A 22,407-nucleotide genomic window follows, 5' to 3' on the forward strand; every position below is an offset into this window, starting at 1 on the left:
TGGGTCCCGCATCCCGCATCCCGCAGCAACGAGGGGACCCCCCATGAACGGCTCACGCATCGCCGCCCTCGGCCACTATCAGCCCGCCAGGGTGCTCACCAACGACGACCTGGCGGGCATGGTCGCCACCAGCGACGAGTGGATCACAAGCCGGGTCGGTATCCGCACCCGGCACATCGCCGGCCCCGACGAACCGGTCGACGAGCTCGCCGCGCACGCCGCCGCCAAGGCGCTCGCGACGGCCGGGCTTGCGCCGGCCGACATCGACCTGGTCCTCGTCGCCACGTCGACGGCCGTCGACCGCTCCCCGAACATGGCCGCCCGGGTCGCGGCCCGGCTCGGCGTCCCGAGGCCCGCCGCGATGGACGTCAACGTGGTGTGCGCCGGCTTCACCCACGCCCTCGCCGTCGCCGACCACACCGTGCGGGCGGGAGCCGCGAGCCGGGCGCTGGTGATCGGTGCCGACAAGATGTCCGACGTCACCGACTGGACCGACCGCACCACCTGCGTACTCGTCGGCGACGGGGCGGGGGCCGCCGTCGTGGAGGCCTCGGACGAACCGGGTGTGGGGCCGGTGCTGTGGGGGTCGGTGCCGGACATGGGGCACGCGGTGCGGATCGAGGGGGAGCCCGCGCGCTTCGCGCAGGAGGGGCAGAGCGTCTACCGGTGGGCGACCACCCAGCTGCCGCCGCTCGCCCGGCAGGCCTGCGAGCGCGCCGGCTACACGCCGGCCGACCTCGCCGCGGTGGTGCTGCACCAGGCCAACCTGCGGATCATCGAGCCGCTCGCCGAGAAGCTGGGTGCCGTCAACGCCGTCGTCGCGCGTGACGTGGCCGAGTCCGGGAACACCTCGGCGGCCAGCATTCCCCTCGCGTTCTCCAAGCTGGTGGAACAGGGGGCGGTTTCGTCCGGTGACCCGGTGCTGCTGTTCGGCTTCGGGGGGAACCTGTCCTACGCGGGGCAGGTCGTCCGGTGCCCCTGACCCCCGGCCCGGAGCGGAGTGTGACGAGTCGGACTGCCGCTCCGGCTGGCCCTTGTGCGCCGTAGACTGTAGACAAAAGGCAATTGATACTCTCTTTCCCAGGGCTTTACGGCTCCCGGGTAGCTCCGGGGCCGACGTCTGCTGTGCACGGCCCAGCCAGGAGGGGACCGATGTTGTCGACAGGACTGCCGCAAGGCGCGGTGCCCAAGCTCGAACGTCCCGGCCCGCTGCGCGACCGCGTCTACGAGGCGCTGCTCGAACTCATCACCACCCGGGCCCTCCAGCCCGGCCAGCACCTGGTCGAGAGCGAACTCGCCGGGCACCTCGGCGTCTCCCGCCAGCCGGTGCGCGAGGCGCTGCAGCGGCTGAACACCGAGGGGTGGGTCGATCTGCGCCCGGCCCAGGGCGCGTTCGTGCACGAGCCGACCGAGGAGGAGGCCGACCAGCTGCTGACGGTCCGTACGCTGCTGGAGGCCGAGGCCGCCCGGCTCGCCGCCGCGAACGCGGGCAAGGCCGGCGTGGCCGCCCTGGAGGAGCTGTGCGCCGAGGGCGAGCGCGCGGTCGCCGCCGACGACGTGGACGGCGCGGTGGCGCTCAACGCCCGCTTCCACGCGAAGGTCATGGAGCTGGCCGGCAACTCCGTCCTCGCCGAGCTGGCCGCGCAGGTGGACCGCAGGGTCCGCTGGTACTACACACCGGTCGCCCGGCAGCGTGGCAAGCAGTCCTGGATCGAGCACCGCGAGCTGATCGCCGCCATCACCACGCGTGACGAGCAGCGGGCGACGACTGTCATGCGCGCGCACACCGAACACACGCGCAAGTCGTACCACGAGCGTCCGCGCGGCTAGCGCGACGCCGCTTTCCGCGCAGGCGTCGGCCGGGTCGTACCGGTACGTCCGTCATGGGCGTGCCCGTGACGCGTGTGCCGGGTGTGCCCCGGTGAGTGCCGGGCGCGGTCCCCGACGTGGCCGCGCCCGCCCGGTGCGTCCGCACGTCATACCTTCTCGTCACTGCGCGTGAGCCTGGTCACGGCCTCGTCGGGGCACCCCGTCCCCACCTTTGTCCTGCGAGTGGAGAAAGTCGGCGGCAATTCCTGCCAACCTTCTTCCCACTCCCGGCGGCCACTGCTACGTTCCCCTCGAAAGCCGGACAGCGATGGCCGATTCGAGGCGGGGAGGGGCTTGTGAGACGCATGACCGCACGACCCGCGAACGCCCACCAGGCCAGGCTGCTGAAGCTGTTGCGCGACGGCGGGCCCAACTCCCGGGCCCAGCTGGGCGATCAGGTCGACCTCTCGCGGTCCAAGCTGGCCGTCGAGGTCGACCGGCTGCTGGAGACGGGCCTGATCGTCGCCGACGGACTCGCCGCCTCGCGCGGCGGCCGCCGCTCGCACAACATCCGGCTCGCACCGGGCCTGCGCTTTTTCGGCGTCGACATCGGCGCGACCTCCATCGACGTCGCGGTCACCAACGCGGAGCTGGAGATCCTGGGGCACATCACCCAGCCGATGGAGGTGCGCGAGGGTCCCGTCGCGGTCTTCGAGCAGGTCCTCGCGATGGCCGCCAAGCTGCGGGCCTCCGGGCTCGCGGAGGGCTTCGACGGCGCCGGCATCGGCGTCCCGGGCCCGGTCCGCTTCCCCGAGGGCGTCCCCGTGGCCCCGCCGATCATGCCGGGCTGGGACGGCTTCCCCGTGCGGGAGGCGCTCAGCCAGGAACTCGGCTGCCCGGTCATGGTCGACAACGACGTGAACCTGATGGCGATGGGGGAGATGCACGCGGGCGTCGCGCGCTCCGTGGGTGACTTCCTCTGCGTCAAGATCGGCACCGGCATCGGCTGCGGCATCGTCGCCGGCGGCGCCGTGCACCGCGGTACGACGGGCTCCGCGGGCGACATCGGGCACATCCAGGCCGTGCCCGACGGCCGTCCGTGCGCCTGCGGCAACCGCGGTTGCCTGGAGGCCCACTTCAGCGGCGCGGCGCTCGCCCGTGACGCGCTGGAGGCGGCCCAGCAGGGGCACTCTGCCGAACTCACGACACGTCTGGAGACGAACGGCACGCTCACCGCCGTCGACGTCGCCGCCGCGGCCGCCGCGGGCGACGCCACCGCCCTCGAACTGATCCGTGAGGGCGGCAACCGCACCGGCCAGGTCATCGCCGGCCTGGTCAGCTTCTTCAACCCCGGTCTGGTGGTGATCGGCGGTGGGGTGACCGGCCTGGGCCACACCCTCCTCGCCGCGATCCGCACCCAGGTCTACCGCCAGTCGCTGCCGCTGGCGACCGGCAATCTGCCCATCGTCCTCGGCGAGCTCGGCCCCACCGCCGGCGTCATCGGCGCGGCCCGGCTGATCAGCGACCACCTCTTCTCACCCGCGTAAGCACCTCACCACGCGCGCACCACCCGCACAGCGCTCAAGCCCGCCCTGCCCTGCCCTCTGCTCCGCCCTGCCCTGAAACCGGCCCGCACGCCTGCCAAGGGGAACCCACATGGCACCAGAACCACCGCTGCTCAGCATGTCCGGCATCACCAAGTCGTTCCCCGGCGTCCGCGCCCTGGACGGCGTCGATCTCGACGTCCAGGCCGGTGAAGTGCACTGCCTGCTCGGCCAGAACGGCGCCGGCAAGTCCACCCTGATCAAGGTGCTGGCCGGCGCCCATCAGCCCGACACCGGCACCATCCGCTGGCGCGGCGAGGACGTGACCCTGCGCTCGCCGATCGCCGCCATGCGCCTGGGCATCGCCACCATCTACCAGGAACTCGACCTGGTGGAGCACCTGTCGGTCGCCGAGAACGTCCACCTCGGCCACGAACCCACGGCCGCCGGCTTCGTCGTACGGCGCAGAACGGCCAGGGCCTCGACGGCCCAGCTGCTGAAACGGCTCGGGCACCCGGAGATCGACCCCGCCCGGCTCGTCGGTGAGCTGCCGGCCGCCCAGCAGCAGATCGTCTCCATGGCCCGCGCGCTCTCCCACGACGTACGGCTGATCGTCATGGACGAGCCGTCCGCCGCCCTCGACCCCGACGAGGTCGACAACCTCTTCCGGATCGTCGGCGACCTCACCGCGGACGGTGTCGCGGTCGTCTACATCTCGCACCGCCTGGAGGAGATCCGCCGCATCGGCGACCGGGTGACCGTGCTGAAGGACGGCCGGGCCGTGGCGGGCGGACTGCCGGCGAAGTCGACGCCGACGCGTGAGGTCGTGGCGCTGATGACCGGCCGCAACGTCGAGTACGTCTTCCCCGAGCGCCCGGCCTCGCCGGGACACGGGGAACCACTGCTGGAAGTGCGGCAACTGGCCAGGAACGGCGAGTTCGAGCCGTTCGACCTGACGGTGCGCCCCGGCGAGATCGTCGGACTCGCGGGACTCGTCGGCTCCGGCCGCTCCGAGATCCTGGAGACCATCTACGGCGCCCGCAAGCCCACCGCCGGGCACGTCCTCGTGGGCGGGAAGCCGTTGCGGCCCGGCAGCGTACGCGCCGCCGTCCGCGCCGGACTCGGACTCGCCCCCGAGGAGCGCAAGGCGCAGGCCCTGCTGATGCTGGAGTCCGTCACCCGCAACGTCTCGGTCTCCTCCATGTCCCGCTTCTCGCGGGGCGGCTGGATCGACCGCGGCGCGGAGCTGGGCGCGGCGCGCGCGGCGACCCGCGAGCTGTCGTTGCGCCCCGACAACCCCTCCGTACCGATCCGCACCCTGTCCGGCGGCAACCAGCAGAAGGCGGTCCTCGCCCGCTGGCTGCTGCGCGGCTGCCGTGTCCTGCTCCTCGACGAGCCCACCCGCGGCGTCGACGTCGGCGCCCGCGCCGAGCTGTACGCGGTCGTCAGGCGCCTCGCCGACGAGGGCCTCGCCGTGCTGCTGGTCTCCAGCGAGGTGCCCGAGGTGCTCGGCCTCGCCGACCGTGTGCTGGTGCTGCGCGAGGGGCGTGTCGTACACACCGCTCCCGCCCGTGAGCTGGACGAACACCGCGTACTCGACCTCGTGATGGAAGGAAGCCCGGCGACATGACGCAGCCCGTCTCCCCGCCGCGGGACAGCGCCGACAAGGTGCCGTCGGCCGTTCGACCCCCTGTCTGGCGCGGCATGCTGTTCCGTGCCGACGTCCGCACCCTGTCCCTGCTCGGTGTGCTCGCCGCGCTCGTCGTCATCGGCGGCATCACCAAGCCGGACCAGTTCCTCGACGCCCGCAACCTGCAACTGGTCCTCACCCAGGCCTCCGTGATCGGTGTCGTCACCGTCGGCATGACCTTCGTCATCACCTCCGGCGGCATCGACCTCTCCGTCGGCGCGATCGTCGCCCTCGCCTCCGTGTGGGCGACCACCGTGGCCACCCAGGAGTACGGTTTCGCCGGCATCCTGTTCACCGCGGTGCTCGTCGGCGTGGGCTGCGGCCTGGTGAACGGAGTGCTCATCGCCTACGGCGGGATGGTCCCGTTCATCGCGACCCTCGCCATGCTGGCCTCGGCACGCGGCCTGGCGCTGCAGATCACGGACGGCAGCACGCAGATCGTCACGGTGGACGGCATCCTCGACCTCGGCGAGCGCGACGCGTACGTACTCGGGATCCCGCCGCTCGTCCTCGTCTTCGCGGTCGTCACGATCATCGGCTGGCTGGTGCTGAACCGCACCACCTTCGGCCGCCGCACGGTCGCCGTCGGCGGCAACGCGGAGGCGGCACGGCTGGCCGGCATCGATGTCCGCAGACAGCGGCTGTACCTCTACCTGCTCTCCGGACTGTGCTGCGGCATCGCCGCGTTCCTGCTGATCATCCTGTCCGGATCCGGTCAGAACACCAACGGCAACCTCTACGAACTCGACGCCATCGCGGCCGCGATCATCGGCGGCACCCTGCTCAGCGGGGGCCGCGGCACCATCGTCGGCTCCGTGCTCGGCGTCCTGATCTTCACCACGATCACCAACATCTTCGCCCTGAACAACCTGCAGAGCGACGTCCAGCAGATCGCCAAGGGCGCGATCATCGTCGCCGCCGTGCTGGTCCAGCGCCGTACCGCGAGCACGACCTGAGGAAAGGGTTCACCGCCATGTCGCAGCAACTCACCAGTCGCAGAGGACTGCTCTTCGGGACCGCCGCCGTGTCGGCCGGTGTCCTCCTCACCGGGTGCACCAGCAATGAGCCCAAGGAGCAGGAGCAGGCGGCCGGCAACCAGCCGGCCGCCGCCGACAAGCCCGGCAAGCAGGTCACCATCGGCTTCGCCGGACCGCAGGCCGACCACGGCTGGCTCAGCGCGATCAACGTCAACGCCAAGAGCCGCGCCGAGAAGTACGAGGACGTGACGCTGGAGATCACCGAGGGCTCCAACGACACCGCCGCGCAGATCGGCCAGATCGAGACCCTCATCAACAAGAAGGTCGACGTCCTGGTCATCCTGCCCGCCGACGGCAAGGCACTCACCCAGGTCGGGCTGAAGGCGATGCGTGCCGGCATCCCGGTGGTCAACCTGGACCGGATCTTCAACACCCCGCAGGCGTACCGCTGCTGGATCGGCGGCGACAACTACGGCATGGGCCTCAACGCCGGCCACTACATCGGCGAGAAGCTCAAGGGCACGTCCGACGCCCGGGTCATCGAGCTGGCGGGGCTGGACAACCTGGAGCTGACCAAGCAGCGCACCCAGGGCTTCGACGACGCGCTGAAGAACTACCCCAACATCCGCAAGGTGGCCCGCCAGGCCGCCGAGTTCACCGTCGAGTCGGGGCAGGCCAAGATGGCCCAGCTGCTCCAGGCGCAGTCCGACTTCGACGCGCTGTGGAACCACGACGACGACCAGGGCGTGGGCGCGCTGCGCGCCATCGAGCAGGCCGGGCGCGACGACTTCCTGATGGTCGGCGGCGCGGGCGCGCTCTCCGCCTTCCAGGCCATCAAGCAGGACGACGGGGTGCTCAAGGCGACGGTTCTCTACCCGCCCACCATGGCCGCCTCGGCCATCGACCTGGCCCGCGCCCTCGGCCAGGGCAAGGGCGTCGGCGGCCTCGCCGAGTTCGAGATCCCGGCGTCGCTGACGCTCTACTCGGCCGTCGTCGACAAGAGCAACGTCGACCAGTACATGTCCACCGGCTTCAAGTGAGGCGCCCCGCTCGACGGGCCCGGCCCCTGTGAGCGGGCCGGGCCCGAACCCCCCACCGCGCCACGACGACGAGGAGGACATTCGCATGGCACAGCCGCAAGCGCCCGAAGGGTCCGGGTCGGACAAGCCCCCACTGCGTGTCGGCATGGTCGGCTACGCCTTCATGGGCGCCGCCCACTCCCAGGGCTGGCGCACCGCGGGCCGCGTCTTCGACCTGCCCCTTCAGCCGGTGATGGCCGCGATCTGCGGGCGGGACGGGACGGCCGTGCGAGCGGCGGCCGACCGGCACGGCTGGGCGGCGGCCGAGACCGACTGGCGGGCGCTGATCGCCCGGGACGACGTCGACCTGGTCGACATCTGCACCCCGGGCGACAGCCATGCCGAGATCGCGATCGCCGCGCTGGCCGCGGGCAAGCACGTCCTGTGCGAGAAGCCCCTCGCCAACACCGTCGAGGAGGCCGAGGCCATGACGGACGCCGCCGAGTCGGCGTATGCGCGGGGCCAGTTGGGGATGGTCGGCTTCAACTACCGCCGGCTGCCCGCCAGCGCGCTGGCCCGGCGGATGGTCGCCGAGGGCCGCGTCGGCACCCTGCGGCACGTCAGGGTGTCGTATCTCCAGGACTGGCTGGTCGATCCGCAGGCCCCGCTGACCTGGCGGCTGCGCAAGGAGCTGGCCGGCTCCGGCTCGCTCGGCGACCTCGGCGCGCACATCGTCGACCTGGCGCAGTACCTGGCGGGGGAGCAGCTGGCCGGCGTGTCGGCGCTCACGGAGACCTTCGTACGGCAGCGGCCGCTCGCCGGAGCCGCCCGCGGGCTGGGCGCGGCCTCGGCCGAGGGGACCGGGCAGGTCACCGTGGACGACGCCGCCCTGTTCACCGCCCGCTTCGCCTCCGGTGCCCTCGCCTCGTTCGAGGCCACCCGGTACGCCACCGGCCGCAAGAACGCCCTGCGCATCGAGCTCAACGGTGAGCGCGGCTCGCTCGCCTTCGACCTGGAGCGGCTCAACGAGCTCTGGTACCACGACGGCACCGAACCGGGCTCACGGGCCGGCTTCCGCCGCATCCTCGTCACCGAGCCCGAGCACCCCTACCTGGACGCCTGGTGGCCGCCGGGCCACGGCCTCGGCTACGAGCACAGCTTCGTCCACCAGGCGCGCGACCTCGTCCACGCGGTCGCCGAGGGCCACCGCCCCGAACCCTCCTTCGCCGACGGGCTGCAGGTGCAGCGCGTCCTTTCGGCGGTGGAGGAGAGCGCCGAGAAGAACTCCGTCTACACCCCGATCGCGGTCTAGGAGGCGTTGGGAATGCCGCGTACATTCACGCTCTTCACCGGCCAGTGGGCCGACCTGCCCCTCGAGGAGGTCTGCCGCCTGGCCCGTGACTTCGGCTACGACGGGCTCGAACTCGCCTGCTGGGGCGACCACTTCGAGGTCGACAAGGCGCTGAAGGACCCGTCCTACGTCGAGTCGAGGCATCAGCTCCTCGACAAGTACGGCCTGAAGTGCTGGGCCATCTCCAACCACCTGGTCGGCCAGGCCGTGTGCGACGCCATCATCGACGAGCGCCACCGGGCGATCCTGCCGGAGCGGATCTGGGGCGACGGCGACGCGGAGGGCGTACGCCGGCGCGCCGCAGCCGAGATCAAGGACACCGCCCGCGCCGCGGCGGCCTTCGGCGTCGACACCGTCATCGGCTTCACCGGCTCCGCCATCTGGCACCTGGTCGCGATGTTCCCGCCGGCCCCCGAGTCGATGATCGAGCGCGGCTACGAGGACTTCGCCGAGCGCTGGAACCCGATCCTGGACGTCTTCGACGCCGAGGGCGTGCGGTTCGCCCACGAGGTGCACCCGAGCGAGATCGCCTACGACTACTGGACCACCCGGCGGGCCCTGGACGCGGTCGGCGACCGCCCCGCGTTCGGCCTGAACTTCGACCCCTCGCACTTCGTCTGGCAGGACCTCGACCCGGTCGGCTTCCTGTGGGACTTCCGCGACCGCATCTACCACGTCGACTGCAAGGAGGCCCGCAAGCGCCTCGACGGCCGCAACGGGCGCCTCGGCTCCCACCTGCCCTGGGGCGACCCGCGGCGCGGCTGGGACTTCGTCTCCGCCGGGCACGGCGACGTGCCCTGGGAGGACGTCTTCCGGATGCTGCGTTCCATCGACTACCAGGGCCCCGTCTCCGTCGAGTGGGAGGACGCCGGCATGGACCGGCTCCAGGGCGCCCCCGAGGCCCTGACCCGCCTGAAGGCCTTCGACTTCGAGCCGCCCAGCGCGTCCTTCGACGCCGCGTTCAACAGCTGACGCGCCCCGCGTCGGCAGGTCGGGGACGGGGGCCGGAACCACCACCGGTCCCCCCTCCGGCCTGCCCGGATCCCGCTTTGTCCTGTGATGGGAGAAAGTTCAACCGATCCTGACGCAAGGGGTGTTGCCCCGGGACGGAGGCGGTTACCGTCCCTGAAGTGTTCAGGACACATACACCTCCGGGGTGACGGCGCACCCCGGCGCCCGCACCGCACGTCTTCGCACCCATCCCGTACGGCCCACCCCGTTCCCGGAGGGACTTCGTGCACAGCACCAGACTCAGCAGAACCCGCACCCCGAGGCGTCCCAGGCTTCGTACCGCCCTCGCCCTGTTCACCGGCCTGCTGCTGGCCGTGGGCACCCCGGCGACCGTCGCCGGCGCCCACCCCGGCCACCCCGAGCACGACGAACCGGCCGCCGAGGGGCAGTTCCAGCAGGTGCCGCTCGCCAAGGGCGAGCCCGAGACGGGCGAGCCGATGTCGCTCGCCGTGCTCCCGGACCGCAGCGTCCTGCACACCTCGCGCGACGGCACGCTGCGCCTCACCGACCAGGGCGGCGTCACCAAGGTCGCCGGCAAGATCCCCGTCTACAGCCACGACGAGGAAGGTCTGCAGGGCGTCGGCATCGACCCGGACTTCGAGAACAACCGGGCGATCTACCTCTACTACGCCCCGCCGCTGGACACCCCAGCGGGCGACGCCCCGGAGACCGGCACCGCCGAGGACTTCGCGAAGTTCGACGGCGTCAACCGCCTCGCCCGCTTCGTGCTCAACCCCAACGGCACGCTGGACATGGCCAGTGAGAAGAAGGTCCTGGACGTCGCCGCCTCCCGCGGCATCTGCTGCCACGTCGGCGGCGACATCGACTTCGACGCGGACGGCAACCTCTACCTGTCGACCGGCGACGACACCAACCCCTTCTCCTCCGACGGCTACACCCCGATCGACGACCGCGAGAACCGCAACCCCGCCTTCGACGCCCGCCGCAGCTCCGGCAACACCAACGACCTGCGCGGCAAGATCCTCCGCATCAAGGTCGCCGAGGACGGCTCGTACACCATCCCGGAGGGCAACCTCTTCGCCCCCGGCACCGACAAGACCCGTCCCGAGATCTACGCGATGGGCTTCCGCAACCCCTTCCGGATGAGCGTCGACGACGAGACGGGCATCGTGTACGTCGGCGACTACGGGCCCGACGCGGGCGCCGCCAACCCCGGCCGGGGCCCGGCGGGGCAGGTGGAGTTCGCCAAGGTCACCGAGGCCGGCAACTTCGGCTGGCCGTTCTGCACCGGGAACAACGACGCCTACGTCGACTACGACTTCGCCACCGGCACCTCCGGCGAGAAGTTCGACTGCGCCGCCCCGGAGAACACCTCGCCGCACAACACGGGCCTGGTCGACCTGCCGCCCGCGCAGGCCGCCTGGATCCCGTACGACGGCGGCTCCGTGCCCGAGTTCGGCAGCGGCTCCGAGTCCCCGATGGCCGGCCCGGTCTACCGTTACGACCCCGACCTCGACTCCAGCGTGAAGTTCCCCGAGGCCTACGACGGCGACTTCTTCGCGGGTGAGTTCGGCCGCCGCTGGATCAAGCGCATCGAGCAGAACGCGGACGGCTCCGTCGCGAAGATCAACGACTTCCCGTGGACCGGCACCCAGATCATGGACATGGAGTTCGGCCCCGACGGCGCCCTCTACGTCCTCGACTACGGTGTCTCCTGGTTCCAGGGCGACGAGCACTCCGCGCTGTACCGGATCGAGCACGCCGAGGACGGCTTCTCGCCGATCGCCGAGGTGAGCGCCGACAGGACCTCCGGAGCGGCCGGCCTGAAGGTCACCTTCACCGGCTCCGCGAAGGACGCCGACTCCACGGACCTCACCTACAGCTGGGACTTCGGCGACGGCACCACGGGCGAGGGCCTCAAGCCCACGCACCGGTACAAGAAGGTCGGCACCTACACGGCCACCTTCACCGCCGAGGACCCCGAGGGCAACACCGGCAACGCCAGCGTCCGGATCGTGGTGGGCAACACCGAGCCCAAGGTGAGGATCGACCTGCCGGCCAACGGCAGCCTGTTCGCCTTCGGCGACCCCGTCCCGTTCAAGGTGACCGTCACCGACCCCGAGGAGACGGTCGACTGCTCCAGGGTCAAGGTCGCCTACAGCCTCGGCCACGACTCCCACGCCCACGAGCTGACCAGCGAGATGGGCTGCGAGGGCACTCTGAAGCCGCCGCCCGGTGACGGCGGTCACGACCCCAACGCCAACATCTACGGCGTCGTCGGCGCCGGCTACACCGACGGCGGGGCGAACGGCCAGGAGGCCCTGACCGGCACCGCGCGGACCGTGCTCCAGCCGCCGCACCGCCAGGCCGAGCACTTCGGCGCCCAGTCCGGCGTGAAGACGTACGACAAGACCGGCGCCCACGGTGGCAAGACCGTCGGCGACATCGACGACGGCGACTGGATCTCCTTCAGCCCCTACCGGTTCGACGGGCAGAAGAAGATGACCGTGCGGGCCTCCTCCGGCGGCACGGGCGGCTTCGTCGAGCTGCGCACCGGCTCGCCCGACGGGCGGCTGCACGGCTCCGCGTACATCCCGCCGACCGGCAGCTGGGACACCTTCCAGGACGTCGACGTGCCGCTGCGGGCACTGCCGAAGAAGACCACCGACATCTACCTGGTCTTCAAGGGCGGCGAGGGCGCGCTCTTCGACGTGGACGACTTCGAGTTCTCCGAAGAGCCGTTCAAGGGCGGCAAGAAGGTCCTGGTCTTCTCCAGGACCGCCGGCTTCCGGCACGACTCCATCCCGGCCGGCATCGCCGCCCTGAAGGAGCTCGGCGCCCCGGCCGGCATCACGGTCGACGCGACCGAGGAGGCCCGGCAGTTCACCACCGCCAACCTCGCCAAGTACGACGCCGTGGCCTTCCTGTCCACCACCGGTGACGTCCTCGACGCCGCCCAGCAGACGGCGTTCGAGAACTACGTGAAGAACGGCGGCGGCTACATGGGCATCCACGCCGCCGCCGACACCGAGTACGACTGGGAGTTCTACGGCGGCCTCGTCGGCGCCTACTTCGACTCGCACCCGGCCACCCAGCGGGCCACCGTCCGCGTCGAGGACCACGACCATCCGTCGACCTCGCACCTCGGCGACGCCTGGGAGCGCACCGACGAGTGGTACAACTACCGCACCAACCCGCGTGAGCAGGCCAAGGTCCTCGCCACCCTGGACGAGACGACGTACCAGGGCGGCACCATGAAGGGCGACCACCCGATCGCCTGGTGCCAGGACTACTCCGGCGGCCGCTCCTTCTACACGGGCCTCGGCCACACCAAGGAGTCCTACGCCGAGGAGGCCTTCCGTGCCCATCTGCTCGGCGGCCTGCAGTACGCCACCGGCCAGGTCAAGGCCGACTGCAAGCCGGCCAAGGGCCACCGGAAGATCTTCAACGGCCAGACCCTGGACGGCTGGAAGCAGGCCGGACCCGGCAAGTTCGTCGTCAAGGACGGCACCATGGAGTCCGAGGGCGGCATGGGCCTGCTGTGGTACCAGGCCAAGGAGCTGACGTCGTACTCCCTGAAGCTCGACTGGAAGATGCGGGGCGACGACAACTCCGGGATCTTCGTGGGCTTCCCCGCCTCGGACGACCCCTGGTCCGCGGTGAACAAGGGCTACGAGATCCAGATCGACGCGACGGACGCACCCGACCGGACGACGGGCGCGGTCTACTCCTTCAAGTCGGCGAACATCAAGGCCCGTGACCAGGTCCTGCGGCCGCCCGGCCAGTGGAACTCGTACGAGATCAAGGTCCAGGGGGAGCGCCTCCAGGTGTTCCTCAACGGAGTCAAGATCAATGACTTCACCAACAAGGACCCCGGGCGGAGCCTGACCGACGGTCATATCGGCCTGCAGAACCACGGTGCCGGCGACCAGGTCTCCTTCCGCGACATCCAGTTGAAGGAACTGCCCGTCCAGGGCGACTGAACGGCGGCGGGCGGGGGACGCCGGACCCCCGCCCGTCGTCCTTGTCCCTCCCCCCGGGGATCGCGCACGCCAAGGAGGCTGCCCATGTCCGCGTCCCTCACCCGACCGCGTGTGGGGGTGTGGCTGATCGGAGCCCGAGGCTCCGTCGCCACCACCGTCGTCACCGGGTGCGCCGCCGTCACCGCGGGGCTGCACCCACCCACCGGCATGGTCACCGAGACGCCGGCGTTCACCGACAGCGGCCTGCCCGCGCTGTCCGGCCTCGTCTTCGGCGGCCACGACACGGTCGACTGCCCCTTGCCCAAACGTGCCGAGACCCTCACCGCCGGCGGCGTCCTCCCGCCGGGCGTCGCCACCGCGGTCGCCGCAGAACTCGCGGCCGCCGACCGGGAGATCAGGCCCGGCGGCCCCACTCCCGGCGACACCAGGAGCGAGGCCGAACTGATCACGGCCTTCGCCGACGACATACGTGACTTCGCACGCCGCCACCGGCTTCGGCGGACCGTGGTGGTGAACGTCGCCTCCACCGAGCCGGCCTCCCAGGGGCCCGGCGCCCCGCTGCCGGCCAGCACCCTGTACGCGCTGGCGGCCCTGCGCGCGGGCTGCCCCTACGTCAACTTCACCCCGTCCGAGGGCATGCACCACCCCGTCGCCGCCCGCGAGGCCGAGCACAGCGGACTGCCCTACGCCGGCCGCGACGGCAAGACAGGGCAGACCCTGCTGCGGGCCGTGCTGGGCCCGATGTTCGCGCAGCGGGCGCTGACCGTGCGGGCCTGGTCCGGCACCAACCTGCTCGGCGGCGGCGACGGCGCGGCCCTCGCCGACCCGGCCGCCGCGGCGGCGAAGAACGCCGGCAAGGAACGCGTCCTCGCCGACACCCTCGGCACCGTGCCCGAGGGCGAGGTGCACATCGACGACGTCCCGGCCCTCGGCGACTGGAAGACCGCCTGGGACCACATCGCCTTCGACGGTTTCCTCGGCACCCGCATGGTCCTGCAGACCATCTGGCAGGGCTGCGACTCGGCCCTGGCGGCACCCCTGGTGCTGGACCTGGCCCGCCTGACCGCCCGCGCCCACGAGGCCGGCCTGACCGGCCCGCTCGGCGACCTCGGCTTCTACTTCAAGGACCCGGTGGGGGACGGGCCGGCGAGTCTCGGGGAGCAGTACGCGGCACTCGGGCGCCTGGGGGAGAGGCTGCGGGGTGCGGGCGCGCCGGCTGCGGGCTCGACTCCGGGTGCGGTCGCCGGCGAAGGACCGGCGCGGCCTCAGGAGCGACCGCAGGACGAGGAGACCCAGGGGCGGCGGGCATGAGCCGCGGTCGCGCCTGGGCCGAACTCCTGCGGCTCCCCGCCCTGTTCACCGTCCCCGGCGACGCCCTGAGCGGGGCCGTCGCCACAGGCGCCCGTCCCAACCCGCGGACGTTCCTCGCCATCGGCTCCTCCCTCTGTCTCTACGAGGCCGGCATGGCCCTCAACGACTGGGCGGACCGGGAGGAGGACGCCGCCGAGCGCCCCCACCGCCCGCTCCCCTCCGGCCGGATCCGGCCGTCCTCCGCCCTCACGGCGGCCTGCGCCCTCACCGCCGCCGGGCTCGCCCTCGCTGCCCGCGCGGGCCGCCCCGCCCTGACGGTCGCCGCACCCCTCGCGGCCACCGTCTGGGCCTACGACCTCGCCCTGAAGCACACCCCTGCCGGGCCCGTCGCCATGGCCGGCGCCCGCGGCCTCGACCACCTCCTCGGTGCCGCCGCCACCAGTGGCCGCACCCGCGAGGCCCTGCCCTCCGCCGCCCTGCTCGGCACCCACACCCTCGCGGTCACGACGGTCTCGCGCCGGGAGACCCAGGGCGGCTCGGTACTGGCACCACTGGCCGCCCTCACCGCGACGGCGGTCCTCACCCGGCTCGTGGCGCGCGGCGCGAAGGGGGCCGCCGAGGCCGGGAGCGCCATCAGCGTCGGCACCGGCACCGGCGGGTCCAGGTCGGGTGCGGGCGCGGGCACCGGCGGCACCAACTCAGCTACCGGTACTGGCCGCACCGGCACCGGCACCCGCACCGGCGGGTCCAGGTCAGGGGCCGGCGCAGGCACCGGCGCAGTCACCGGCACCGGCGGCACCGGCGCAGTCACCGGCACCGGCGGCACCCGCGCAGGCACGCGTGGCAGAGGCGCTGGCGGCACCAACTCAGCTACCGGTACTGGCCGCACCGGCACGGGCACCGCCCGCACCGGACCAGGTGCCGCCCGCACCGGCACGGGCACCGCCCGCACCGGACCAGGTGCCGGCACCGGCGCCGGTGCGGGTACTGCCGGCCCGAGCTCAGGTGCCGGCACCGGCCTCTCCCTCGACGGCGCCCTGCGCGCTGCCCTGGCCACCGCCTACGCCGCCACCGCGGGCCGCCCCTACACCCACGCCGCGCTCAATCCCTCACCCCCGCTCACCCAGCGAGCGGTCGGCGGCGGCATCCGCGCCACCATCCCCCTCCAGGCCGCCCTGGCAGCCCGCGCCGGAGCCGGCCTCACCGCCCTGGCGATCGCCGCGCTCGCCCCGATCGGACGCAAGTACGCGAGGAAGGTGAGCATCACATGAGCCCTCGGTCCCACCCGGAGCAGGACCCCGGCGAACCGGCATCCCCGCTCACTCCCCTCCGCTTCGGCTACGGCACCAACGGCCTCGCCGACCTCCGGCTCGACGACGCCCTCGCCCTGCTGGCCGACCTCGGCTACGACGGAGTCGGCCTGACCCTCGACCACATGCACCTCGACCCCCTCGTCCCGGACCTGCCGGCCCGTACCCGTCAGGTCGCCCGCCGCCTAGGCGAACTCGGGCTGGGCGTCACCGTGGAGACGGGTGCCCGCTATGTGCTCGACGCGCGCCGCAAGCACGGCCCTTCCCTCCTGGACCGGGAGCCGGACGACCGCGCCCGGCGCGTCGCCCTGCTGCTGCGGGCCGTCCGCGTCGCCGCCGACCTCGGCGCCCACGCCGTGCACTGCTTCAGCGGGATCCTGCCGCCCGGCACCGACGAGGACACGGCGTGGAGACGCCTGGCCGACAGCCTCGCCCCGGTCCTGGACGCGGCGGCCGCCGCCGGCGTCCCGCTCGCCGTCGAACCCGAGCCCGGCCATCTGCTCGCCACCCTCGACGACTTCCACCGCCTGCGCCGCACCCTCGGCGACCCCGGCCATCTGGGACTGACCCTCGACATCGGCCACTGCCAGTGCCTCGAACCCCTCCCGCCCGCCGACTGCGTCCGCGCCGCCGGGCCCTGGCTGCGCCACGTCCAGGTCGAGGACATGCGCCGTGGCGTGCACGAACACCTCCCGTTCGGCGAGGGCGAGATCGACTTCCCGCCCGTGCTGGCGGCCCTCGCCGCCACCGGCTACCAGGGCCTGACCGTCGTCGAACTGCCCCGCCACTCGCACGCGGGACCCCATCACGCCGAACTCTCCCTCCCCTTCCTGCGTGCCGCCGCCTCCCCCCAGGGGCCGGTCCCACCCCCGACTCCGCCCGTCGCACCCCACGGCGAGCGCTCCGCCACCCCTGAAGGGAGCATCCCGTGAAGCACCCCGACGCCGGTCCGGCGGCCCCGGCGGCCCCGGCGGCGAGATCCGACGGCCCGGGCGGCGACGGTGCCGACGGCGGCACCTCCCTCGCCGCCCTGCGCGCCCATCTCGACTCCCGGCTCCCGGGAGCCGCGCGGGCCTGGCTCGACCAGGCCGTCGCCGAGGCAGCCGCCCACCCCGGCACCCACGGACCCATCTCGGTGTGGGAGCTGCGTATCGCCGAGGCGGGGCGTCGCTGCGGCGACGAGTACGCCGACGCCGCCCGCGTGCTGGTTCTGCACGCCGCCGGTGCCGACCCGGCCGCGCTCGGCCGCGTCTACCGCCAGGGCACCGCCGCCGAGCGCCGCGCCGTCCTGCACGCCCTGCCCCACCTGGTGTCCGGTCCGGACGCCCTCCCGCTGATCGAGGACGCCCTGCGCACCAACGACACGCGGCTCGTAGCCGCCGCCGTCGGCCCGTACGCCGCCCTGCACCTCGACCCGCACAACTGGCGCCACGCCGTGCTGAAGTGCCTGTTCACCGGCGTGCCCGTCGACCACGTGGCCGATCTGGAGCGCCGCGCCCGCGCCGACGCCGAACTCGCCCGCATGCTCGGCGACTTCGCGGCCGAACGCACCGCCGCCGGCCGTCCCGTACCGGAGGACCTGCACCGTGTCCTGGCCCTGACCGATCCCGCGCCCGCACCGCACGGATCGGACACCCCCCACGCCGAGGAGTCCTGATGCGCATCTTCGACCCCCACATCCACATGACGTCCAGGACCACCGACGACTACGAGGCCATGCACGCCGCCGGCGTGCGCGCCGTGGTCGAGCCCGCCTTCTGGCTCGGCCAGCCCCGCACCTCGCCGGCCACCTTCCTCGACTACTTCGACTCCCTGCTGGGCTGGGAGCCCTTCCGCGCCGCCCAGTACGGCATCGCCCACCACTGCGCGATCGCCCTGAACCCCAAGGAGGCGAACGACCCGCGCTGTCTTCCCGTCCTCGACGAACTTCCCCGCTATCTCGTCAAGGACCAGGTGGTGGCGGTCGGTGAGATCGGCTACGACTCGATGACCCCCGCCGAGGACGCCGCCCTCGCCGCCCAGCTCCAGCTCGCCGCCGACCACGAACTGCCCGCGCTCGTGCACACCCCCCACCGCGACAAGCTGGCCGGTCTGCGCCGCACCCTCGACGTGGTGCGGGAGTCCGCCCTGCCGGCGGACCGGGTCCTGATCGACCACCTGAACGAGACCACCGTCAAGGAGGCCAAGGACGGCGGCTGCTGGCTCGGCTTCTCCGTCTATCCCGACACCAAGATGGACGAGGAGCGGATGGTCGCCATCCTGCGCGGCTACGGCACCGAGCAGGTGCTGGTGAACTCCGCCGCCGACTGGGGGCGCAGCGACCCCCTGAAGACCCGCAAGGTCGGCGACCTGATGCTCGCCGAGGGCTTCACCGAGGACGAGGTCGACCAGGTGCTGTGGCGCAACCCCGTCGCCTTCTACGGGCTCAGCGGCCGGCTGAACCTCGACATCGTCGCCACCGACGCCACCCACGAGGGCAACTCCATCCTGCGCGGCGGGGAGTGAGCCATGCGCTTCCGCCACCCCGACGGCTCCACGGTGCACCTCGCCTACTGCACCAACGTCCACCCCGCGGAAACCCTCGACGGTGTCCTCGCGCAGCTCCGCGACCACTGCGAACCCGTGCGCCGCCGCCTCGGCCGCGACCGGCTCGGCGTCGGCCTGTGGCTCGCCAGGGACGCCGCGCACGCCCTCGTCACCGACCCGTCCGCGCTGCGCACCCTGCGCACCGGACTCGACCGGCGCGGACTCGAGGTCGTCACCCTCAACGGCTTCCCCTACGAGGGCTTCGGCGCCGAAGAGGTCAAGTACCGCGTGTACAAGCCGGACTGGGCCGATCCCGAGCGCCTCGAACACACCACCGCCCTCGCCCGTGTCCTCGCCGGGCTTCTCCCCGACGACGTCACCGAGGGCAGCATCTCCACCCTCCCGCTCGCCTGGCGCACCCCTCGGGACAGCCGGCGGTCCGACGCCGCCCACGACGCCCTTCGCACCCTCGGAGAACGCCTCGACGCCCTTCAGGAGCTGACCGGCCGCTCCTTGCGCGTCGGCCTGGAACCGGAGCCCGGCTGCGTCGTCGAGACCACCGGCGACGCCATAGCACCGCTGACCGCGATCGCCCACGACCGCATCGGGATCTGCGTCGACACCTGCCACCTCGCCACCTCCTTCGAAGACCCGCACACCGCCCTCGACGCCCTCACCCGGGCCGGGGTCTTTGTGGTGAAGTCCCAGCTCTCCGCCGCACTGCATGCCGAACACCCCCATCTCCCCGAAGTACGCGAAGCTCTCGCCGCCTTCGACGAACCCCGCTTCCTGCACCAGACGCGCACCACGACCGCAGCGGGCCTGCGCGGCACCGACGACCTCGGCGCCGCCCTGGAGGACGCCGGCCTGCCCGACGCCTCACCCTGGCGGTCCCACTTCCACGTCCCGCTGCACGCGGCCCCCGCCGCGCCCCTCACCTCCACGCTCGCCGTACTGAAGAGCGCGCTGGCCCGGCTCGTCGGCGGCCCCAGCCCGCTCACCCACCACCTGGAGGTCGAGACCTACACGTGGCAGGCCCTCCCACCGGAGCTGCGGCCCCGCGGCCGCACCCAGCTGACGGACGGCATCGCGGCCGAACTCACCCTCGCACGAGACCTGCTGACGGACCTCGGCCTGAAGGAGCTGCCGTGAACGCCTCCGCCCCGGCGCGCCCCACCCCGCTCCTCGTGCTCGACGTCGTGGGCCTCACCCCCCGTCTCCTCGACCACATGCCGCACCTCAAGGCCCTCGCCCGGTCCGGCGCCCAGGCCCCCCTCGGCACCGTCCTGCCGGCCGTCACGTGTGCCGCCCAGTCGACCTTCCTGACCGGCACCATGCCCTGCGAGCACGGCATCGTCGGCAACGGCTGGTACTTCCGCGAGCTCGGTGACGTCCTGCTGTGGCGCCAGCACAACGGCCTGGTCGCCGGCGACAAGCTCTGGGACGCCGCCCGCCGCGCGTACCCCGGCTACACCGTCGCCAACATCTGCTGGTGGTACGCCATGGGCGCCGACACCGACATCACCGTCACCCCCCGTCCGGTCTACTACGCCGACGGCCGCAAGGAACCCGACTGCTACACACGCCCGCCGGGCCTCCACGACGAACTCACCGAGGAACTCGGGACCTTCCCGCTGTTCCACTTCTGGGGCCCCGGCGCGGATCTCGTCTCCAGCCGGTGGATCATCGCCGCGACCCGCCACGTCCTGCGGACCCGGCGCCCCGACCTGACCCTGTGCTACCTCCCTCACCTCGACTACGACCTGCAGCGTTTCGGCCCCGACGACCCGCGCTCCCTGAAGGCTGCCGCCGACCTGGACACGGCGGTGGCCCCACTGCTGGCCGACGCGCGCGCCGAGGGCCGTACCGTCGTCGTGCTCTCCGAGTACGGCATCACCCGAGTGAGCCGGCCCGTCGACATCAACCGCGCACTGCGCCGCGCGGGCCTGCTGGAGGTGCACACGCAGGACGGCATGGAGTACCTCGACCCGACGGTGTCGCGGGCCTTCGCCGTCGCCGACCACCAGATCGCCCATGTCTACGTGCGCCGCCCCGAGGACCTGGAAGCGACCCGCGCCGCCCTCGACGGGCTCCCCGGCATCGCGCAACTCCTCGACGACGAGGGAAAGAAGGCCCACCACCTCGACCATCCGCGCTCCGGCGAGCTGGTCGCCGTCGCGGAGCCGGACGCCTGGTTCACGTACTACTACTGGCTCGACGACGACCGCGCGCCCGACTTCGCGCAGCTCGTCGAGATCCATCGCAAACCCGGCTACGACCCGGCCGAGCTCTTCATGGATCCCCTCGACCCCTACGTCAAGGTCAAGGCCGCGACCGCGCTGGCCCGCAAGAAGCTGGGCATGCGCTACCGCATGGCGGTCGTGCCGCTGGATCCCTCATCTGTGCGCGGCAGCCACGGCCGCCTTCCCGAGAGCGACGACGACGGTCCGCTGCTCATCTGCTCCACCCCCCGTGCACTCGGTGACCGCGTGCCGGCCACTGATGTGAAACAACTCCTGCTCCAGCTCGCCGGACTCGGCTGAGATCCGGCTACTGAGAGTGAAACACACGGCACTGACAACGGCCGGCCCCGGCGGGACCGGGCCGGCCACGACCGCGAAGGCAGGCCATTCGTGACCCTGTACTCCGACCCTTCCCGCGCCGACGGAGCCTCCGCCACCGATGCCCCCGGCGAAGGACTGCGCCGCGCCCTCGGCGTGGACCGGCGCCGATTCCTCAGCACCTGCACCGCCGTGGCCGCCGGAGCCGTCGCCGCCCCGGTCTTCGGCGCCGCCCCGGCCCTGGCCCAGGACCGCGGCAGAGACCACGGCCACGGGCACGGCCACGGACACGGCAGGGACGTTCTCGTCCCGCCGCACAAGCGCGGCATCATCCTCTACACCGTCCGTGACGCCACCGCCCGCGACCCCCTCGCCTCCGACCTGCCCTCCGGCTTCCGCGAGGTGTTCAAGCAGCTGGCGCGGCACGGCTACCGGCAGGTGGAGTTCGCCGGTTACCGCCAGCACGCCAACGCCCCCGGCGGTGCCGACCTGGAGACCGTCCAGGGTGCCAGGCTGCTGCGCTCCTGGCTCGACGACTACGGTCTGCGCGCCCAGGGCAACCACGGGTTCATACCGTCGTCCTGGCCGCTGACCACCGCGGACCTGGACACCTTCAAGAAGCACCTGGAGATCGCCAACATCATCGGCATGGGCCACATGGGCACCGGCGGCGACCCCACGGGCAGTTCCTACCGTGCCGACTGGGACGTGGCCGCCGACAAGTGGAACGCCCTCGGCGAGATCGCCCGCCGCGAGGGCATCAAGCTCTACACCCACAACCACGACAGCGCGTACGGCTTCCTGCTCGACCGGGGTCCGCTGGACGACCAGGGCAGGCCGACCCGCAGCTCGGGCATCCGGAAGCTGGAGTACTTCCTCAAGGTCACCGACCCGAGGGTGGTCTGGCTGGAGATGGACATCTTCTGGGCGCACGTCGCCCAGTACAAGTTCCACACGTACACCGCCGCCGACGGCTCCACCCGCAGGAGCGTCTTCGACCCGGCGGGCCTCGTCGCCTGCCACAACAGGCGCTACCCGCTGTTCCACGCGAAGGACGGCGTCGTCAGCACGACCAACGGCATGGGGTACGAGATGGTGCCGTTCGGAACCGGGGTCATCGACTACACGACGTTCTTCTCGCGGGTCGGGGACCGCAACTACCACAACCCGATGGTCGAGGACGACAACTCCCCGAGCGCCACCGACCCCGCGCAGTCGCTGCGCGAGGCCAAGATCAGCTACGACAACATGGCGGCGCTGCGCAAGCGGCGCCGCTGATCCACCACGCGAACCGGCGGCCCTTTCCCAGGGTGGGGAAGGGCCGCCCGGTCCGTTCGCGGTGGCTCGTGCGGCC

The 22,407-nt window shown here is 72.3% G+C and carries 17 protein-coding genes; all 17 read left to right on the forward strand.

Features of this window, described 5'->3' with window-relative positions; genetic code table 11:
- The first annotated feature begins 43 nt into the window (after positions 1 to 43).
- The 17 genes from ACGF8A_RS17705 (at position 44) to ACGF8A_RS17785 (ending at position 22,331) form a co-directional block, all read left to right on the forward strand.
- Positions 44 to 982: a beta-ketoacyl-ACP synthase III gene (locus ACGF8A_RS17705; protein WP_393109050.1), complete on the forward strand. Its 939-nt coding sequence runs from the start codon at positions 44 to 46 to the stop codon at positions 980 to 982.
- Positions 983 to 1,152: 170 nt separating this feature from the next.
- Positions 1,153 to 1,830, forward strand: a complete 678-nt coding sequence (locus tag ACGF8A_RS17710; RefSeq protein ID WP_393109052.1) for a GntR family transcriptional regulator — start codon at positions 1,153 to 1,155, stop codon at positions 1,828 to 1,830.
- A 344-nt stretch (positions 1,831 to 2,174) separates the two neighbouring features.
- Positions 2,175 to 3,356, forward strand: a complete 1,182-nt coding sequence (locus ACGF8A_RS17715) for an ROK family transcriptional regulator (protein WP_393109054.1) — start codon at positions 2,175 to 2,177, stop codon at positions 3,354 to 3,356.
- Positions 3,357 to 3,465: 109 nt separating this feature from the next.
- Positions 3,466 to 4,983, forward strand: a complete 1,518-nt coding sequence (locus ACGF8A_RS17720) for a sugar ABC transporter ATP-binding protein (RefSeq protein WP_393109056.1) — start codon at positions 3,466 to 3,468, stop codon at positions 4,981 to 4,983.
- Entirely contained in the window at positions 4,980 to 5,999 is a 1,020-nt protein-coding gene (locus ACGF8A_RS17725; RefSeq protein ID WP_393109058.1) for an ABC transporter permease, read from the forward strand. The genes ACGF8A_RS17720 and ACGF8A_RS17725 overlap by 4 nt, the downstream gene beginning before the upstream one ends.
- Positions 6,000 to 6,016: 17 nt before the next feature.
- Entirely contained in the window at positions 6,017 to 7,060 is a 1,044-nt protein-coding gene (locus ACGF8A_RS17730) for a substrate-binding domain-containing protein (RefSeq protein ID WP_393109060.1), read from the forward strand.
- Positions 7,061 to 7,145: 85 nt separating this feature from the next.
- Entirely contained in the window at positions 7,146 to 8,351 is a 1,206-nt protein-coding gene (locus ACGF8A_RS17735; RefSeq protein ID WP_393109062.1) for a Gfo/Idh/MocA family protein, read from the forward strand.
- A 12-nt stretch (positions 8,352 to 8,363) separates the two neighbouring features.
- Positions 8,364 to 9,362 (forward strand): sugar phosphate isomerase/epimerase family protein, encoded by a 999-nt coding sequence (locus ACGF8A_RS17740; protein ID WP_393109064.1) that lies wholly within the window; start codon positions 8,364 to 8,366, stop codon positions 9,360 to 9,362.
- Positions 9,363 to 9,625: 263 nt separating this feature from the next.
- A complete protein-coding gene (locus ACGF8A_RS17745) occupies positions 9,626 to 13,345 on the forward strand; it encodes a ThuA domain-containing protein (RefSeq protein WP_393109066.1) in 3,720 nt (1,239 codons plus the stop codon).
- 84 nt (positions 13,346 to 13,429) lie between these two features.
- Positions 13,430 to 14,656: an inositol-3-phosphate synthase gene (locus ACGF8A_RS17750; protein WP_393109068.1), complete on the forward strand. Its 1,227-nt coding sequence runs from the start codon at positions 13,430 to 13,432 to the stop codon at positions 14,654 to 14,656.
- Entirely contained in the window at positions 14,653 to 15,927 is a 1,275-nt protein-coding gene (locus ACGF8A_RS17755) for an SCO3242 family prenyltransferase (RefSeq protein WP_393109070.1), read from the forward strand. Before ACGF8A_RS17750 ends, ACGF8A_RS17755 begins: the two co-directional genes overlap by 4 nt.
- On the forward strand, positions 15,924 to 16,898 hold the full coding sequence (locus ACGF8A_RS17760) for a sugar phosphate isomerase/epimerase family protein (protein ID WP_393109072.1): 975 nt from the start codon (positions 15,924 to 15,926) through the stop codon (positions 16,896 to 16,898). Before ACGF8A_RS17755 ends, ACGF8A_RS17760 begins: the two co-directional genes overlap by 4 nt.
- Positions 16,895 to 17,623 (forward strand): EboA domain-containing protein, encoded by a 729-nt coding sequence (locus tag ACGF8A_RS17765; RefSeq protein WP_393109074.1) that lies wholly within the window; start codon positions 16,895 to 16,897, stop codon positions 17,621 to 17,623. The genes ACGF8A_RS17760 and ACGF8A_RS17765 overlap by 4 nt, the downstream gene beginning before the upstream one ends.
- Entirely contained in the window at positions 17,623 to 18,471 is an 849-nt protein-coding gene (locus ACGF8A_RS17770; protein WP_393109076.1) for a TatD family hydrolase, read from the forward strand. Before ACGF8A_RS17765 ends, ACGF8A_RS17770 begins: the two co-directional genes overlap by 1 nt.
- 3 nt (positions 18,472 to 18,474) lie before the next feature.
- Positions 18,475 to 19,644 carry a metabolite traffic protein EboE gene (gene eboE, locus ACGF8A_RS17775; RefSeq protein WP_393109078.1) on the forward strand — a complete coding sequence of 390 codons (1,170 nt, stop codon included), beginning with the start codon at positions 18,475 to 18,477 and terminating at the stop codon, positions 19,642 to 19,644.
- Positions 19,641 to 21,035: an alkaline phosphatase family protein gene (locus ACGF8A_RS17780; RefSeq protein ID WP_393109080.1), complete on the forward strand. Its 1,395-nt coding sequence runs from the start codon at positions 19,641 to 19,643 to the stop codon at positions 21,033 to 21,035. Before eboE ends, ACGF8A_RS17780 begins: the two co-directional genes overlap by 4 nt.
- 90 nt (positions 21,036 to 21,125) lie before the next feature.
- Positions 21,126 to 22,331 carry a sugar phosphate isomerase/epimerase family protein gene (locus ACGF8A_RS17785; RefSeq protein ID WP_393109082.1) on the forward strand — a complete coding sequence of 402 codons (1,206 nt, stop codon included), beginning with the start codon at positions 21,126 to 21,128 and terminating at the stop codon, positions 22,329 to 22,331.
- Positions 22,332 to 22,407: the final 76 nt, after the last annotated feature.

Source organism: Streptomyces sp. NPDC047706 (assembly GCF_043204795.1).
Lineage (GTDB): Bacteria > Actinomycetota > Actinomycetes > Streptomycetales > Streptomycetaceae > Streptomyces.